This is a genomic window from Sporomusa rhizae (assembly GCF_041428845.1).
GTDB lineage: Bacteria > Bacillota > Negativicutes > Sporomusales > Sporomusaceae > Sporomusa > Sporomusa rhizae.
The window spans coordinates 906,479-922,115 of the sequence record NZ_CP156925.1; the positions used below are offsets into that span (position 1 = coordinate 906,479).

General features: G+C 43.7%; 16 protein-coding genes. 12 read left to right on the plus strand and 4 right to left on the minus strand.

Going from position 1 to position 15,637, the window contains the following annotated elements:
- Window position 1: 1 nt before the first annotated feature.
- The 5 genes from SRRS_RS04130 (at window position 2) to SRRS_RS04150 (ending at window position 5,560) form a co-directional block, all read left to right on the plus strand.
- Window positions 2-1,696, plus strand: coding sequence for a VWA domain-containing protein (locus SRRS_RS04130; RefSeq protein ID WP_371366485.1), 1,695 nt, complete (start codon window positions 2-4; stop codon window positions 1,694-1,696).
- Between the two features lie 392 nt (window positions 1,697-2,088).
- A complete protein-coding gene (locus SRRS_RS04135; RefSeq protein ID WP_371366487.1) occupies window positions 2,089-2,439 on the plus strand; it encodes a hypothetical protein in 351 nt (116 codons plus the stop codon).
- Window positions 2,440-2,459: 20 nt separating this feature from the next.
- Complete coding sequence (locus SRRS_RS04140) at window positions 2,460-3,299, plus strand: GGDEF domain-containing protein (protein ID WP_371366489.1); 840 nt, start codon at window positions 2,460-2,462, stop codon at window positions 3,297-3,299.
- Window positions 3,300-3,698: 399 nt separating this feature from the next.
- Window positions 3,699-4,304 (plus strand): DedA family protein, encoded by a 606-nt coding sequence (locus SRRS_RS04145; protein WP_371366490.1) that lies wholly within the window; start codon window positions 3,699-3,701, stop codon window positions 4,302-4,304.
- 107 nt (window positions 4,305-4,411) lie between these two features.
- Window positions 4,412-5,560: a phosphatase PAP2 family protein gene (locus tag SRRS_RS04150; protein WP_371366492.1), complete on the plus strand. Its 1,149-nt coding sequence runs from the start codon at window positions 4,412-4,414 to the stop codon at window positions 5,558-5,560.
- Window positions 5,561-5,806: 246 nt separating this feature from the next.
- Here the strand turns inward: SRRS_RS04150 and SRRS_RS04155 are convergent, their stop codons facing one another.
- Window positions 5,807-6,682 (minus strand): cation diffusion facilitator family transporter, encoded by an 876-nt coding sequence (locus SRRS_RS04155; RefSeq protein ID WP_371366493.1) that lies wholly within the window; start codon window positions 6,680-6,682, stop codon window positions 5,807-5,809.
- Window positions 6,683-6,787: 105 nt separating this feature from the next.
- Between SRRS_RS04155 and SRRS_RS04160 the strand changes: the two genes are divergently transcribed.
- Complete coding sequence (locus SRRS_RS04160) at window positions 6,788-7,219, plus strand: metal-dependent transcriptional regulator (protein WP_371366495.1); 432 nt, start codon at window positions 6,788-6,790, stop codon at window positions 7,217-7,219.
- Window positions 7,220-7,405: 186 nt separating this feature from the next.
- Here SRRS_RS04160 and SRRS_RS04165 read toward each other — a convergent pair whose 3' ends face one another.
- From SRRS_RS04165 to SRRS_RS04175, 3 genes are read right to left on the minus strand one after another with little or no spacing between them, the layout of a single operon-like run.
- Complete coding sequence (locus SRRS_RS04165) at window positions 7,406-8,812, minus strand: nucleoside recognition domain-containing protein (RefSeq protein WP_371366497.1); 1,407 nt, start codon at window positions 8,810-8,812, stop codon at window positions 7,406-7,408.
- The gene (locus SRRS_RS04170; protein ID WP_371366499.1) at window positions 8,809-9,588 is read right to left on the minus strand and encodes a FeoB small GTPase domain-containing protein; all 780 of its coding nucleotides are present in this window, start codon (window positions 9,586-9,588) and stop codon (window positions 8,809-8,811) included. Before SRRS_RS04170 ends, SRRS_RS04165 begins: the two co-directional genes overlap by 4 nt.
- A 19-nt stretch (window positions 9,589-9,607) precedes the next feature.
- Window positions 9,608-9,853 carry a ferrous iron transport protein A gene (locus SRRS_RS04175; RefSeq protein WP_371366501.1) on the minus strand — a complete coding sequence of 82 codons (246 nt, stop codon included), beginning with the start codon at window positions 9,851-9,853 and terminating at the stop codon, window positions 9,608-9,610.
- A gap of 371 nt (window positions 9,854-10,224) precedes the next feature.
- Between SRRS_RS04175 and SRRS_RS04180 the strand changes: the two genes are divergently transcribed.
- From SRRS_RS04180 to SRRS_RS04205, 6 genes are all read left to right on the plus strand, one after another.
- On the plus strand, window positions 10,225-10,419 hold the full coding sequence (locus SRRS_RS04180) for a hypothetical protein (RefSeq protein WP_371366503.1): 195 nt from the start codon (window positions 10,225-10,227) through the stop codon (window positions 10,417-10,419).
- Window positions 10,420-10,433: 14 nt separating this feature from the next.
- Complete coding sequence (locus SRRS_RS04185) at window positions 10,434-10,688, plus strand: spore coat protein (protein WP_371366504.1); 255 nt, start codon at window positions 10,434-10,436, stop codon at window positions 10,686-10,688.
- A gap of 127 nt (window positions 10,689-10,815) precedes the next feature.
- Window positions 10,816-11,409 (plus strand): DedA family protein, encoded by a 594-nt coding sequence (locus tag SRRS_RS04190; protein ID WP_371366506.1) that lies wholly within the window; start codon window positions 10,816-10,818, stop codon window positions 11,407-11,409.
- A gap of 99 nt (window positions 11,410-11,508) precedes the next feature.
- A complete protein-coding gene (locus tag SRRS_RS04195) occupies window positions 11,509-12,024 on the plus strand; it encodes a spore coat protein (protein ID WP_371366508.1) in 516 nt (171 codons plus the stop codon).
- A 145-nt stretch (window positions 12,025-12,169) separates the two neighbouring features.
- Window positions 12,170-13,762 carry an oleate hydratase gene (locus SRRS_RS04200; protein ID WP_371366510.1) on the plus strand — a complete coding sequence of 531 codons (1,593 nt, stop codon included), beginning with the start codon at window positions 12,170-12,172 and terminating at the stop codon, window positions 13,760-13,762.
- Window positions 13,763-13,965: 203 nt separating this feature from the next.
- Window positions 13,966-15,636, plus strand: a complete 1,671-nt coding sequence (locus SRRS_RS04205) for an ATP-binding protein (protein WP_371366512.1) — start codon at window positions 13,966-13,968, stop codon at window positions 15,634-15,636.
- Window position 15,637 lies beyond the last annotated feature (1 nt).

Genomic DNA, 15,637 nt, shown 5'->3' on the forward strand with positions numbered 1-15,637 from the left:
TATGAACGAATGTCTAAGTTATGATTATTCAGCTCTTTCACTGGCTAGGCTGGAAGCTGCAGTAAGTACGTTGGCTGCAGTACTGGCAGATGGAACAGGAGTGCGTATCGGCGAAAGTGCAGTAGCCAGCTGCCGGGTGCATCAATATAGTCCCGATGAACCCGAAATCATGCATATACTTCGTAACAGTGACGCCGGGCAAGTTTTCTACCATCGGGGTGATACCAACAAGGTCTTACATATAGATATCTTTCATCAGTGCGGTCTGGTATCGCCCGGGCTAGTTGCCCAGGCAATCAAAGAGGCAATGGAAGAATATCATCTTCAGCTTGGTTTGGAGAAACCGTATACGGCGGGAATTAACTGTGACTATATAGATATTCAGACGGAGGGCGGTGGCGGACGTATTACTGGTAGTCTAAACTATGGGCAACGGGAATCTCTCCGCCATACTCACGCAAACCATGTGCATCTAGCCATATTATTAGCAGGCGAACAATTGGCAAGTGTATTTTACATCATTCAGGCGGTAGAGTACGCCATTATTGATAGTGGACTTGAGCTACGCCGTAATGAGCGAATTGTCTCTGTCGACAATGATACAGGTGATCAGCTCGATTGCAGCGATTATAGCACTGAGAGTGATTCGCTGCTAAAGGGCAATCAACAGGAAAACCATTATAAACTAAGTTCGGAAGAAGGAGAATATAGCACCAAGGCCGAGGCAAAACCCTCTACAAAACTGCCGGAAGGCAAAGAATGCGATCCCTGTCAAAGTAATATTGATAATCAAAGGTTTGTTGGACTTGATGGTACTGCGACAGTAGGTGAAAAGGGCGAATACGATATTCTTAAAGAGTATAAACGGCATCCTCCTATTCGAGTTAAAGAAGCAGAGGATTATCTAGACGTAATAAAAAGGCTGGAACTCAAAAGATTACGTTTTACTAACACGCCCCAGTCTTCTACCAAGCGCTCTAATGGCAAAACAGGAATGCGGCATATCGAACGACCGGAGCAAAAGCGGATTGGTGAACTAGCCGTTCCGGAAACTCTATACGCGGCTGCAGTGCGTATGGCGGAGGAAGGAGAAAAACATTTCCGTGTAACAGGTCGTGATTTACGGATATGTTGTCGGAGTAAGTCGAGGGAAAAAGAAATATGCCTAATAATTGACGCCAGCGCAAGTATGAAGGGCTCTAATATTGAGGCCGCGAAGTATTTGGCTTATCAATTACTACATAAGACATCTGATCGTATCTGCGTAATAAAGTTCCAAGAAAACAGGGCAGATGTAATGGTGCCATTCACGCGCAATCGTCAACACCTGGAACAAGGGCTAAGTGATATTGTCTCTCTTGGTATGACCCCGCTGGCGCTAGGACTCAAGGCCGCGCTAGATTATATGAAGAAGGCACAAGTTCACAATCCTCTTATGGTTTTAATAACAGATGGCATTCCACACAATATTTCCTACGAAACACAGCAAAGCTTAAAGGATGCCATGGCCGTTGCGAAAGATATTAAGAAGGCCGGTTATAAATTCCTTGCGATAGGGCTCAAGCTCCACCAAAAGTTCCTCGCTGAATTAAGCCAGGCTGCCGGTGGAAAAGTGCACGTTTTTAGAGATTTTGATAAATACTGTTTAGCGGATATAGAGAATATAGTTATTAAATCTAGAACGCCGCAAGAGTAGGGCTCTCTCATCTGGAATTTATATCACAAAGTGCATAAATCCTGTTAAAAATTATACTGCTAATTCTTGACATATAATTGAAATTTATGTTTAAATATATAATATATGTTTGCTTAACGGCTGATATGCATTTTAATTGCGAAAAGTACTCAAATATAAGCATGCATAGGTATATCAAACATTTGAATATGGATTGCTGGGCTACCGTTTACGTAAGTTAAAGATTATATAATCAGGCGTTAGCCTGATTTTTTTATACATAAGTTTAAATTTAACTGGCTTATCCCCTTCGAGGGCGGAGGTTATACCGACTATTACTAAAGTAATAATTAGATCTAATTGATTTTAACGCGAAGGCTAACTGGTGTCTTCAGTGGAAGGGGACAAAAGTCATGAGAAATTTTACAGAAAGCAGTAAAAAAGTAGAACTAAGTATGCGTTTATCCGAATTTGAAATACCGCCTATGCAGGATGTCCTAATTATCGGAAAGAAAGCACCAATTGGTTCAGAGGCCGCAAAAAGAATGGTTAATATTTTGTCGCCTGACCAATATGAAATAAAAAAATTAGAGCACCCGAGTATTGAAGCCATTGTGATAAGAAAGTCCCTGCTTAATATGTTGCCGCAAGATAAATTAATCTCGCTAGTTTTAGAAGAAGGAGAAAAAATTGCTAACGAAACGATGATCGTAAAAGTGCAGCTGAATATTACGATCATTGTTAGCAAATCAATTGAAGTATGATGCGATATATATGTGACATAATGATAAGAAAGTTTATTATAGTTGATGTTCTTGATGGTCTGCGCTATATCCAAAGTCTTGTTTCTGAAGACCGGTTCGATGGTTTCCCGGTAATGGAGGAAAACCAAGTCGTCGGGGTGTTAACTTATAGAAATTTATTGCAATCCCATCCCAACAGAATTGCTGCGGATGCCATGACAGATCAGTTTGCCTATATCGATGCTTATTCTTCGGTATGGAAAGCAAAAGAAATTTTTGATTCCAGCAATACTGAACTGCTCTTGGTTCAGGACAACAAGCAACTGGTAGGTATCGTTACCAAAGCCCTCTTAGAGGGTGAGCTAGGGAAGCACTTTGACCTATTAACCGGCCTTCCCAAAAGTGATTTTATCTATTATCGCGCTATCCGATTGATCGAAAGCAATCAGGAAATGTCTCTCGCATTTTTTGATGTTAATAACTTTGGCATTATCGATAAGGAATACGGTCATATTGCAGGCGATATTGTATTGAAAGAGTTGGGGACTGTCCTAACAGATAACATGACAGACGAAACCTATGTAGCCAGGTTTGGCGGTGATGAATTTCTAGTGCTTACGCCATATGATGCGGATCAGTGTCATAGGTTTGCCCAAACTTTGTTACAGGCAATTTCTCAGCATACGTTTCACAACAATATCCCTATTACCGTATCGGCAGGCATCGTAGAAAGAAAAGAGAGTCAAGTGAACTCAAAGAATATATTCCGGATAGTTTCTAATCTTATTAATCTCGCCAGCTTAGCCTCCACAAGGGCTAAAAAGGATAAATGCGAGTTAAGTATCGTAACCAATTATACTACTGGTACGGTTGCCGGTTAAAAGGATATACCGGCGAGGTTACACTATAAAACTAACCGTCTAAAGCATCCCTGATAATTAGATGCTTTAGACGGTTTTTTACATTACACTAGGCCTTTTAAGTATAATTTTATTGTCTGTGGATTATTAGGGTATAAAATTCCGGCAATGTAATTTGTAGTCCGGGGTTTTATATTTTTTTATTTAGTTAAACTTTTATTACGGAATCTCATGAAATTTTAATGTTCTTCTCAGGATTATTTCATTTTTCTTTTGTATAATGAATCGGTGGGAACAGCCACAGTATATAAGAAAGAGAATTGCGATACAAGCATGCCAGTGTAGAATAAGCTAATTTAGCCGGCAGCAAAATTTTGTATTACTTACACGAATGAAAATATTTAATTAGGAGTGAACCTCTTGGAACAACTAATTCATGTAGTAATAGAGTATATCGCCGTATGGGGATATTTTGCGATTGTTATCGGTATGGCGCTTGAAAGCGCCTGTATTCCGGTGCCGAGTGAACTTATCTTTGGTTTTGCAGGCTACCTTGTTTATCTGGGACAACTTGATTTTACTACATCCGTTATTGCCGGGGTAATCGGCGGTCTTATCGGCTCAATCGTCGCCTATCTGGTTGGTTATTACGGTGGACAACCGTTAGTAGCCAAGTATGGTCGTTATTTCTTATTGTCTCGGCGTAATGTCGATATGGCGCAGCGGTGGTTTGATCGCTATGGACTAAAAGCTACTTTCTTTAGTCGCTTGCTTCCGGTTGTACGGACATTTATTTCGTTGCCGGCAGGTTTTGCAAAGGTGAATTTTGGCAAGTTTGTTATTTATACCTTGCTAGGTTCTATTCCGTGGACCATTACTCTAATTTATGCGGGCATGTTATTAGGTGAGAACTGGCAGGTAATAAATGCTATTGGTCATCAGGCAAGTTTGGTTGTTGCGGCAGGTTTGATTGTAGCCGCTGTCTATTATTATCGTAAATATCATGTCTCCGAAAGGAATAGCTAAGATATATAAAGTTAGTAAATCTAGGGCAATGATGTCTGCCAACTTTCACATGAATGGACCGAGGGTGTGAAAAAATAGTAGGTAAGACGACAGTCAGGAGGAAATAAATGTTTAACAATAGGAATTTTAGAAAAATGGCAATGATAGGAATTGCAGTCTTGGTTTTCACGCTCTGTATTGGTTTGGCTGCCGGGAAAGAACGTTTCAAAGAAACACCGGATGTTTTTGTGCACAACAGTACTTCCCTGGCGCCGGGGCAAACCGTTGGAAAACTGATGGTGGCGGGCGGTGATGCTAACATCGCCGGTAACGTGACCGATGGAATTATTCTTGTGGATGGCAATTTGACAGTGGAATCTGGAGCCGCGGTAGCCGGAAGAATCATTATTTTAGGCGGAAGTGCCACTGTTGAACAGGGTACCAGCATTGAGCACAAGCCTTGGATTATTGCGCCGCAGGGGCATCCGCTGGTTCCGGTTTTGGTGGGTGCGCTTCTCCTTGCCGGGGCAGTTAGTCTTATTGTCTTGCCTGTTTTATTTTGGCTGCTTGGACATTTCTTTAAAAAGACTCCGTGGTATCCATTTGCGAAAGAAAAGTTCCTGTTGATAGAAGAGAGGTGGCCTCTACTTTATGTTGCCGGTAGTTTGCTGCTGAGTGCTTTACTCTTAACTGCGTTTTGTACTCTTGCGTGGGAAACTTTATTTCGCAACTCCATGAGTCTGTTTGATAATAGCTTTATTTGGCTTTTCCGTTATTTTGCCAATCCGGTGTTAGATAAGGTCATGATTGCCATTTCCGATATAGGCTTTGGCACTAGTTACCTCGTAATAGTGGGAGCAGCTTTTTTGCTGCTTGTTTACTGGAAACGCTGGCGGGAAATGGGAGCCTTGGCCATTTGTCTCGCCGGCGGCGCGGTGCTTAGTTTTCTGCTGAAAAACTTATTTCACCGCGCCAGGCCGGACATGTTTTGGATTGTGCAGGAGACCGGTTTTAGTTTCCCTAGTGGTCATGCACTGGCAACTATGTGTTTTTATGGGATGGTGGCTTTTTTAATTATGCGTACTATGGCTTCCTGGCGCTGGCGGCTGACGATCATGACACTTGCGGTTGTCATGAGTGTGGCCGTTGGTATCAGCCGCATTTATTTAGGCGTTCACTATCCCACCGATGTAGTAGCAGGATATGCGGCTGGTTTCATGTGGCTGGCCTTTTGTATATCGCTTTTAATATGGTGGGAACGAGAGCGGGTTAAATAATTCATCACAATGCCAACCCAGACTACCCTTTTAATTAACTATGAGGACCTGTCTGAATTTCGTATCGCTAGATATACCGCATAAATGGCATTCGTTAAACCGAGGAATCCACTGATTATAAACGGGATTTGTAAGCTGGCAATGCCAATAAAAAATCCATAAACCGAAAGGCCGAAGAGAAATAATCCGATTGAGAAATATTTGATTGTTCTTATCCTGTAGTCGGCGATCATTTTACTCTCTCCTTCAATTGGCAGCATGATGACAATCACTGCATTCTTTGAGTTCGAATTGGATATTAATGTGACCGATATTAAATTGTTGGTTCAAAACATGTTTTATTTCCAGCAGGATAGGTTCAGTCTGCGAGAGGCTGAGATCTTGGTTAAGTCGCACATGCGCGGAGAGTGCGACTTTTTCTTCTGCCAGGCACCAAACGTGGATGTCCTCTGCCGTCTTTACATACGGCAGTTCTGTTATAGCTTCAGCTATTTTATCGATAGATATATGCTTAGGCGTTCCTTCCAGCAATATTACAGTACTCTCCCAGAGCATCATGACTGACCCGCGTAGAATCGCCAGACCCAATATCGCACTTAATATTGTATCGATCCAATACCAATGGGTATACTGGATGATAATGCCGCCAATGAGAACACCGACAGAGGCAAGTGCCTCACCCGCAAAATGAAGCCAGACGCTGCGCATGTTCAGGTTGTTTTTGGCGCCATCCTGGACAAGCAATACAATGATCACGCTGGCTGCGATACCTACAAGCGACAGCCAAACCATTCCGGTGGTCTCTAGTGCTTCGGGGTTAAGGAAGCGCCGGTATGCTTCGTAAAGAATATAGAAAGATATACCGATGAGGGTTAGATTATTTCCAAGCGCAGCCAAAATCCCAACCCGGTGAAATCCGAAAGTAGCCCATTTGGTAGGAGGGCGGGAAGAGGCTCTCAAGGCGAGCCAACTGAATATGAGGGACAGCAAGTCGGTCAAAAGATGCCAGGCGTCACTGATAAGCGCCAGGCTATTTGTCATATAGCCGCCAACCAGCTTTGCGGCGAAGTGGGCTGCTGTAAGTAATGTGGCCCATCCAAGGGCTTTGCCCGAAGAATGCATTTTTTTCTCCTCCAATAGGCACATATGGAAATGTGCCGCATAAACTATAGTAGGTTATCAATAGTGAGAATGATATTCACTCTGCTAGGGGCAGGAGGTGCGCCTATGTTGTCACCCAGCCTGGAAGATTACTTAGAGGAAATTTACAGGTTCTCTGCCAGCAATGATATAGTACGAGTTACAGATATCAGCCAGAAATTAAACGTAAAGCTTCCTTCGGTAACGAAGGCGCTCGGGCGGCTGCGTGCGGGCGGATACATCACCTATCAAAAGTATGGCATGATTGGGTTGACAGACAAAGGCAGACAGATAGGTAATTATCTCGTCGAAAGAAATGCGCTTCTGCAGAGATTCCTAAAGACAATCTGTGTCGACTGTGATGTTGCTGCAGAAGCGGAAGCGATGGAACATTACCTCTCGCCAACAACGATAGCTTCGATTCAGCAGTTGATGGGGTTCATGCATGATAATCCGGAGATATATGAGAAATTTGTTGAACACATACGGGACGCTAAGAAAGGTAATAAGGGAAAATAGACTGGGGTGTTACAGCCCTGGTTTTTATTACCTTAACAGAAGGCTAACTTTTGCCTGGAAAAGGCAGCATCGACTTGCACTTTCGCCAGCGGCTCGGCGCAGGTCGTTTTCTTTATTAGTCTGTAGCCATGGCTACAGCCATGGCTACAGACATTTACCGGATATTTTGGGTGAGTAGTAGGTTTCCTAGGCCAGACCGAAGAATCTGGCTGATTGAGCCACGGCAAAACAAACAGTAAATGCAATGACGGTAGGGATAATAAAAGCCAGGAAAGTCCATTTGGCACTGCCTGATTCTTTATAGGCAGAGAGCAGTGCAGTCGTACACGGCCAGTGAAGCAGGCAGAACAAAATCGTATTTACTCCTGTCAGCCAGGTCCAGCCGTTGGTTAGTAGAATATTTCGCAGCTCATCCAGGCTTTCAAATTCGAGCATATGTCCGGAAGACAGATAGCTCATTAATAAAATAGGTACGACAATCTCATTAGCCGGAAGCCCAAGAATAAAGGCTAAGAGAATGAATCCATCCAGGCCTATTGCAAAGCCGAGGGGCTGAAGCCAGTTTGCCAGGTGGCCGATGATACTCAGGTCGCCTATGTAAACATTAGCGAGTATCCAAGTGATAGCTCCGGCGGGAGCTGCCATTATTACGGCGCGTTTTAATACAAATAACGTGCGGTCGATGATAGAGCGGTAGATAACTCCGCCAATCTGGGGCAGGCGGTAGGGTGGAAGTTCCAGGACAAGCGAAGATGGCTCGCCTTTGAGTATTGTATGGGAAAGACACCAGGATACCGCAAAAGTTACTGCAATGCCTATGAGTACGGTAGTGGTGATTACCAGCGAAACGGTGAGCGTTGAAAACTCGGGCGCTACTGTGTTACCCATAAAAATAGTAGCGATGGCGATGAGCGTGGGGAAGCGTCCGTTACAGGGAACAAAATTGTTAGTTAACATGGCAATCAGCCGTTCGCGCGGGGAGTCGATAATGCGGCAGGCGACAACTCCGGCCGCATTGCAACCAAAGCCCATGCACATCGTTAAGATTTGCTTACCGCATGCTTTACACTTCTTAAACATGTTATCCATATTAAAGGCAACCCGGGGTAAATAACCTAAATCCTCTAATAAAGTAAACAGGGGAAAGAAAATGGCCATCGGCGGCAGCATAACCGACACAACCCAGGCTAATGCCCTGTACAGGCCAAGCACCAAGATCCCGTGAAGCCAGCCGGGAGCTCCGGCAAGCGTAAACCATTCGGTAAGCTGATCTTGGAAGGCAAATAATATGTTGCCAATCATTTCAGAGGGGATATTTGCTCCTTCGATCGTGATCCAGAACACGACGCTTAGAAGTGCCAGCATTATTGGATAGCCGAATAGGCGGGAGGTGAGCAGGTCATCAAGCTTGGTGTCCCAGGAAGATTTGCTTTCCGTTGTATGAGAAACTACTTTACGGGCAATCTGTTCCGCATTTGCGTAAATATCGGACACGATGGTGTCACCAAGCGCATTGCCGGACCTGAAGCGGATTTTATCCGCCTCAGTACAGACATCGGCTAATGTCGTCATCGGCTTTACGATTCCATTCATAAAGCGGTTACCTCCTTTAGGAAATCCACTTTATTTTGAAGGTCTAAGTGGCGGCTGATGCTCTCAATAAACGACTTATCTCCATCCAATAACCGGAGTGCAACCCAGCGGGGGTTTAACTTGTGGTCAACAAGACGCTGTACGTTTGGCAACAGTTGCTGAACTGCATCTTCCACTTCCGGGGAGTAGACAAGTTGGCGGGGGTGACTTTTGCGTTCACCGGTGCTAACCTGGTACAGCGTTTCGCGGAGGATATTCAATCCTTCTCCCTTACGGGCAGCAGTAGCCACAACAGGTACGCCAAGTTCATTTTCTAATGCAGGGAAATCAATCGTGATGTTTTTCTTCCTGGCTTCGTCTATGAGATTGACACATACAACAACATTTGGGGTAATCTCCATAACCTGCAGAGCCAGGTTTAAATTGCGTTCCAGGCAGGTAGCATCTAAAACTACAAGGGTAGCATTCGGTTCACCAAAGCAGATAAAATCCCGGGCAACCTGTTCTTCTACCGTATGCGCCAGAATCGAATAGGTTCCAGGCAGGTCAACAAGCAGGAACGGTTTCTGCCGATAAGTAAAAGTTCCCTGGGCGTTATCCACCGTTTTACCAGGCCAGTTTCCTGTGTGCTGGCGTAAGCCCGTTAAAGCGTTAAAAACGGTACTTTTGCCGACGTTGGGGTTGCCGGCCAGAGCGATAATGTATTGTCCCGGTTCAGGAGTTATGCCGAAATGCTCGCGCAATACCCGGCTGTGATTTTCCACTTGTGTACTCAAGATTAATCCCCTCCATATATTACATAGGGTATACTTTAATCAAGCTGGCATCATTGCTGCGCAGCGCTATCGTAGTATTGCGTACCCGGAACGCAATAGGATCTCCGGCTGGACTTCGGCGAATGCACTGTACTTGCGTTCCTGGAACCATGCCTAAGTCCAGAACCCGCCTTCTGAGTAAGCCGTTAAGCTCCAATGAGGAGATCTTGCCGGTTGTGCCTACCGTAAGGTCCGCCAAACTTGATGCTTTTGCAGGGTTATACATACTGTTAACCTCCTTGTATTTGCCTTAGCTAAGTTTTTTCTCTTAAAAAAAGGTTAGCGATAGCTAACACCAGTGGATAAAGAAAGGTTAGCTATCGCTAACACACGGCCCGGTAAAAACGGTTAGCGTAAGCTAACACCAATTTTTCAACCGTCTGCTATAGGATATGGGAAAAAGAGAAAAGTGTTACTGGAAAAGAAAAAAATTAAGTTCTTTTAATTCATATAGGAGGCGACGCCCTTTTATCTAACATACGAAAAGAGCCGTGCTGAAACTCTTACGTTTCAACCAGCCCTGATAAAATTACCTCATTTTTCCTGAATAATGCAGAATATTTTAATCAATACTAATTATGTAATACATGGAAAGGAGTGTTAATTTTGGCACAATTAAATCAAATGGAGCTTCAACATTTACGACACATGATTGGCGGTCATGAAACGGTGGCCAATAAATTGGAAACGTACGCTCAGCAGTGCAATGATGCACAGCTCAAGCAAATGTTTCAACAGGACGCAGCGGCAGCCAGAAGCTCGAAGCAGAAACTTATGTTATTTTTACAATAGGAGGAAAGCCAGTCATGAATGATAAAGATATGCTGAATGATTATTTAGCAATGATAAAAGGCAGTTTAGCGACCTATGCTAATGTAATTGCCGAAACAGGCAACTCTCAGTTGCGCTCAACCTTTCAGCAAATGAGAAACCAGGATGAGCAGCGGCAGTATCAGATTGCCCAAGCTGCACAGCAAAAGGGGTATTACAAGCCGGCTGCCCCTGCTACGCCAAACGATATTCAGCAAGTAAAATCTGAGTTAATGAGTCCGACAATGTAAGAATCATTAAAAAGTAATTAACCCGCATTATGAAGTGCGGGTTAATTACTTTTTAGCTGACAAATAAGGTCAGCCAAACAAATATTTAAACCCCTTCTCAGACATAATAGGCTAGGGAGGGGATATTATGTTTGACAGGATTGTTGAAATGTTAAGCAGCCTGGGATTGCCAGGAGTGTTTGCAGGAGTTTTTTTAGAAGCAATAGGACTGCCCTTTCCCGGCAGCGTATTAGTGGCTTTGGCAGGATTTTTGGCGAAACAAGGGGAGTTTACTGTTTTTATGGCTTGGGTAGTATCTCTATTAGGCTACCTCTTTGGTTCGTTTTCCGCATTTATGATCGGCCATAATTTTGGAGAAGCTTTTTTACAGCGGTGGAGAAAGTATATTAGACTGACTCCGGAACGCATGGATAAGGCATTAGAACTTTTGCAACGGTCGGCTCCCGCTTACATAATTGGCGGCCGTTTCGTACCGACAATAGGGAATATAACTCCTTACGTAGCCGGTATCAGCGGTATTTCTCTTGTTAAGTTCCTTATCTACGACATGATACATGCAATTATCTGGTTAACCATCTTTTTGGGTGCTGGAGCCGCACTGGGAAGCCATTGGCATAACATAATAAATAATCCATGGTTTACATGGCTGGCAGTCGGAGCCAGTATACTACTATTGGTTTATGTATTTAGAGACTTACTTCCTGAACGTAGCAAAAGATAAGTGTTTAGAAACCTCCAAATACATAATTAATATTTAATGGATGGGGATGGAATTTTTTTTTGCGGGAAAAATAGTAAAAACCAAAGGGGGAGATTAAAAATGCAATTGAGCCAAAAAGAAAAACAATTGCTCCAAGATCAAAAGAAACACGAGCAAGTATGTATCCAAAAGTATGAGAGCAATGCCCAGCAAGCCAGTGATCCTCAACTGCAGCAGTTATTCCAGTCTTATGCTCAACAAGAGCAGCAACACTTAAGTACCATTGAATCTATCATGAATGGTCAAGTCCCGAGTATGGGTCAGGGACAACAGAGCCAGCAATCACAGCAGTCTCAGACAAGCATGCAAAGCAATGCTCAGACCGGCCAGTCGGCAACCGCTTCTGCATCAGCTTCATCAACGGCTTCCGCAACTGGTAGCCAGGCCGATGCTATGCTTTGTAATGATATGCTGATGACCGAAAAATTTGTGTCAGGCGCATATGACACTGCCATCTTCGAGTTTACAGATGCTAATGTTCGCCAAGCCTTAAACCATATCCAGAAAGAAGAGCAGCAGCATGGTGAAGGAATTTACAACTATTTAAGCAGTAAAGGGATGTATAATGTGAAATAACGAAACAGAACCATCGGAGGAGCCCGATGGTTCTGTTTTTCTAAGTGCATAATTAAATTTATGGTATTTTGCCGCTAATGTATTTTTTTTGGCATTCGGAAAGCCTATTCCATGAAAATAAAGTAAGCTATGGAGGTATTGCGGTATGAAGCAAGGCTATGAAAATATGCAAGTGTATTTTGTCGGCGGCGGTTTAGGTTCTCTGGCAGGCGCTGTATACCTTATTCAGGATTGCGATTTTCCCGGCAAGAATATCCATATCTTAGAAGGAATGCACATTTTGGGCGGAAGTAATGATGGAGCGGGGAGTGCAAAGGATGGATTTGTTGCCCGGGGCGGAAGAATGCTTAATGAGGAAACTTACGAAAATTTTTGGGAGCTGCTTTCTTCCATACCGTCCTTAGAGCAGGAAGGCATGAGTGTAACCGACGAGATTCTTGCCTTTGATCGTGTTCATCCAACGCATGCGAATGCCAGACTTATTAATAAAGAGCATGAAGTAGTGGATGTTTTGTCCATGGGGTTTAACGATGCTGACCGGATTGCGCTGTTTAAGCTGCTGGTTGCTCCGGAAGAAAAACTGGACGACCTTCGTATCTCCGATTGGTTTGTAATGACCCCACATTTTTTCCAGACAAACTTTTGGTATATGTGGCAAACCACCTTTGCTTTCCAAAAGTGGTCCAGTCTGATTGAGTTTAAACGCTATATGCAACGGATGATTTTTGAATATTCCCGGATACATACGCTTGAGGGAGTAACAAGATCGCGATATAACCAGTATGACTCCATTATATTGCCGATAAAGGCATACTTGGACAAAGCGGGTGTCGATTTTAGTCTTACGTTCACTGTAACCGATCTGGATTTTGCAGAAGGAGAAGGCATTACCGTTACTGCAATACGCTATGAGCATGAGGGAAAAAAGGGTGTTCTTCCACTTAATAACGGGGATTTATGCATTGTAACCAATGGCTGCATGACGGATAATTCAAGGTTGGGCAATCTGGATACTTCCGCTAAAATGGATGTGGAAAATCCTATTTCGGGATCGCTTTGGGCAACCATTGCTGCAAAAAAGAAAGGGTTTGGCAACCCCAAAAAATTCTTTGGCAATCCTGAAGAGAGTAACTGGGAATCCTTTACGGTTACTTTGCGGGGTAACAAACTGCTTAAAATGATTGAGAGATTTTCACGCAATAAGCCAGGCAGCGGGGCTTTGATGACATTTCGGGATTCTAACTGGCTTATGTCGCTTGTGGTTGCTGCACAGCCTCACTTTAAGGATCAGCCGGAAGATATTACAATTTTCTGGGGTTATGGTCTTTATACCGACAAGGAAGGCAACTATGTAAAGAAGCCTATGCGGGACTGCACTGGCAAAGAAATCCTCATAGAACTCCTTCATCATCTTCAGTTTGAAGAAGAAATGAATGAAATCCTGGAAACCGTAGTGAATGTCATACCCTGTATGCTGCCCTATATTGTCTCCATGTTCCAACCGCGTGCTCAAGGGGATAGGCCGGCGGTAGTGCCTGAAGGATCAACAAATCTTGCTTTTATTGGTCAGTTTGTTGAAATTCCGGAAGATATGGTATTCACCGAAGAATATTCTGTTCGTACGGCAAGAATGGCCGTTTATTCTCTGCTGGGGCTTAAGAAAAAGGTTCTTCCGGTTACTCCGTATCAATATGATATTCGTGTTCTATTAAAAGCATTAAATGCTTCCTATAGATAGATGGGAGCAGCGGGCAACCCTTCGCCTAGACTTTGGTCTAGGTATTTTTTTTGTTAGAGGGGCCGGTAGCCTTTACACGAACTTGAACAAAAACACGAAATAACAGGAAGGACGAGTTATAATGTAAAATTAATGAAGGATTTGTCATTTATATACAGAATGTTTTGCATAAGAGCGATTCCTTTTTGGGAGAGAATGCTTTTATGAGTTTTAAAAATAGCCTTACGATAAAATTTATGGTAGGAATTGCCGCTATAACCATCGTTCTGATGACAATAAACCTCCTTTGGAATATTCGACAATATAATTTCCAGGCTGAATTGGAAATGAAGGAAAAAGCGGGGGTTATTGCTCAGCAGCTTATTGCTACCAGGTCATTTATTGCTCTTAAACAGGATACGATTAATAGGAACTCTGCTGGTGGCTATGAATTCAAACATTTGAACCCTGCTGCCGTGGGCAAGGGAATCGGTGAAATATTTAACGGTTACTCGGGCTATACGTTCAAACAGACCCGGCCACTTGTACGCGATCTTTATAATGCCCCGGATAATTTTGAACTCGAAGCCATGAAACAGTTAGCGGCCGATAAAAATCTCAAAGAGCTCTGGGGCTATGATGAGATTGACGGCAAGCGGGTGTTTCGCTACTTAGTACCCGTATACTATGATGAATCCTGTTTGCCCTGTCATGGCAGGCCGGCAGGCGCCAAGGATATCTCCGGATACGCGAAGGAAGGTTTTTCTGCAGGCGAGTTTGCCGGCAGCATTAGTGTTGTACTTCCCATGGCGCGTTTTGAGGCCGCCCAACACACCAATATTAGCAGCCAGGTTGTTTTTATCCTGTTTATGGTTTTTGTGAGTATCGGACTGACGTATTTAATGATGGAGCATATCATTATCATGCCGATCCGCGAGTTGACAGGCAAAGTGGTCGAATTAGGGCGGGGAAATTTATCCGCGCAAATTACGGAGATTCAAACCTATGACGAAATGCGCAGTTTGGCGGACGAGTTCAACACGATGGCTGGTAAGCTTCATGGGCTGTACAATGATCTTGAGGAAAAAGTAACCGAGCGGACGGCGCTCTTATCAGAAGCGAATCAGCGTTTGCTGGAGCAAGGCAATAAGCTTAAAGCCATGAATGCAAAACTGACGGAGACTGACCGCCTCAAATCTGAATTTTTGGCGGTTATGAGTCATGAACTTCGGACTCCTCTAACTGCGATCATAGCGTTTACTGAAATTCTGTTAGCCGAGGGAGAGACGCTTAGCAGCTTGCAGCGGGAATATTTGCAAGACATCTTTGAAAGCGGACACCAGTTACTCAGTCAGATCAACGATATTTTAAATATGTCTAAAATAGAAGCCGGACTTGTAAAAATTAACTGCAACCCGGTCGATATTAAAGAAGTGCTGGCTCCCCTCACCCGTAGTATTTCTCCGCTGTTAAGCAAGAAAAGGTTTACGCTTACTGTTGACATTGCCGCAGACATACCCAGTATTATAGCGGATCGCGAAAAAGTCACCCATATTTTCCGCAACTTAATCAGTAATGCAATTAAATTTACGCCCGATGGTGGCAAAATAAATATTTCGGCAGTACTGGTAAATGAGGAAGAAAAGTCGCCGGAGGTTGTTGTCAAAATACAAGATTCCGGTATTGGCATTAACGAGGAAGATCAGAAATTCATTTTTGACAAGTTTCGTCAGGCTGATAGCGCTGAATCCAGGGAGTATCCGGGCAGCGGCTTAGGATTAGCACTGGCGCGCAATTTGGTAGAAATGCACGGTGGCCGGATTTGGGTAGAAAGCGAAGTCGGTCGCGGCAGTACGTTTACCTTCGTGTTACCGGTCATTGCGAAGGGGTGTTAGG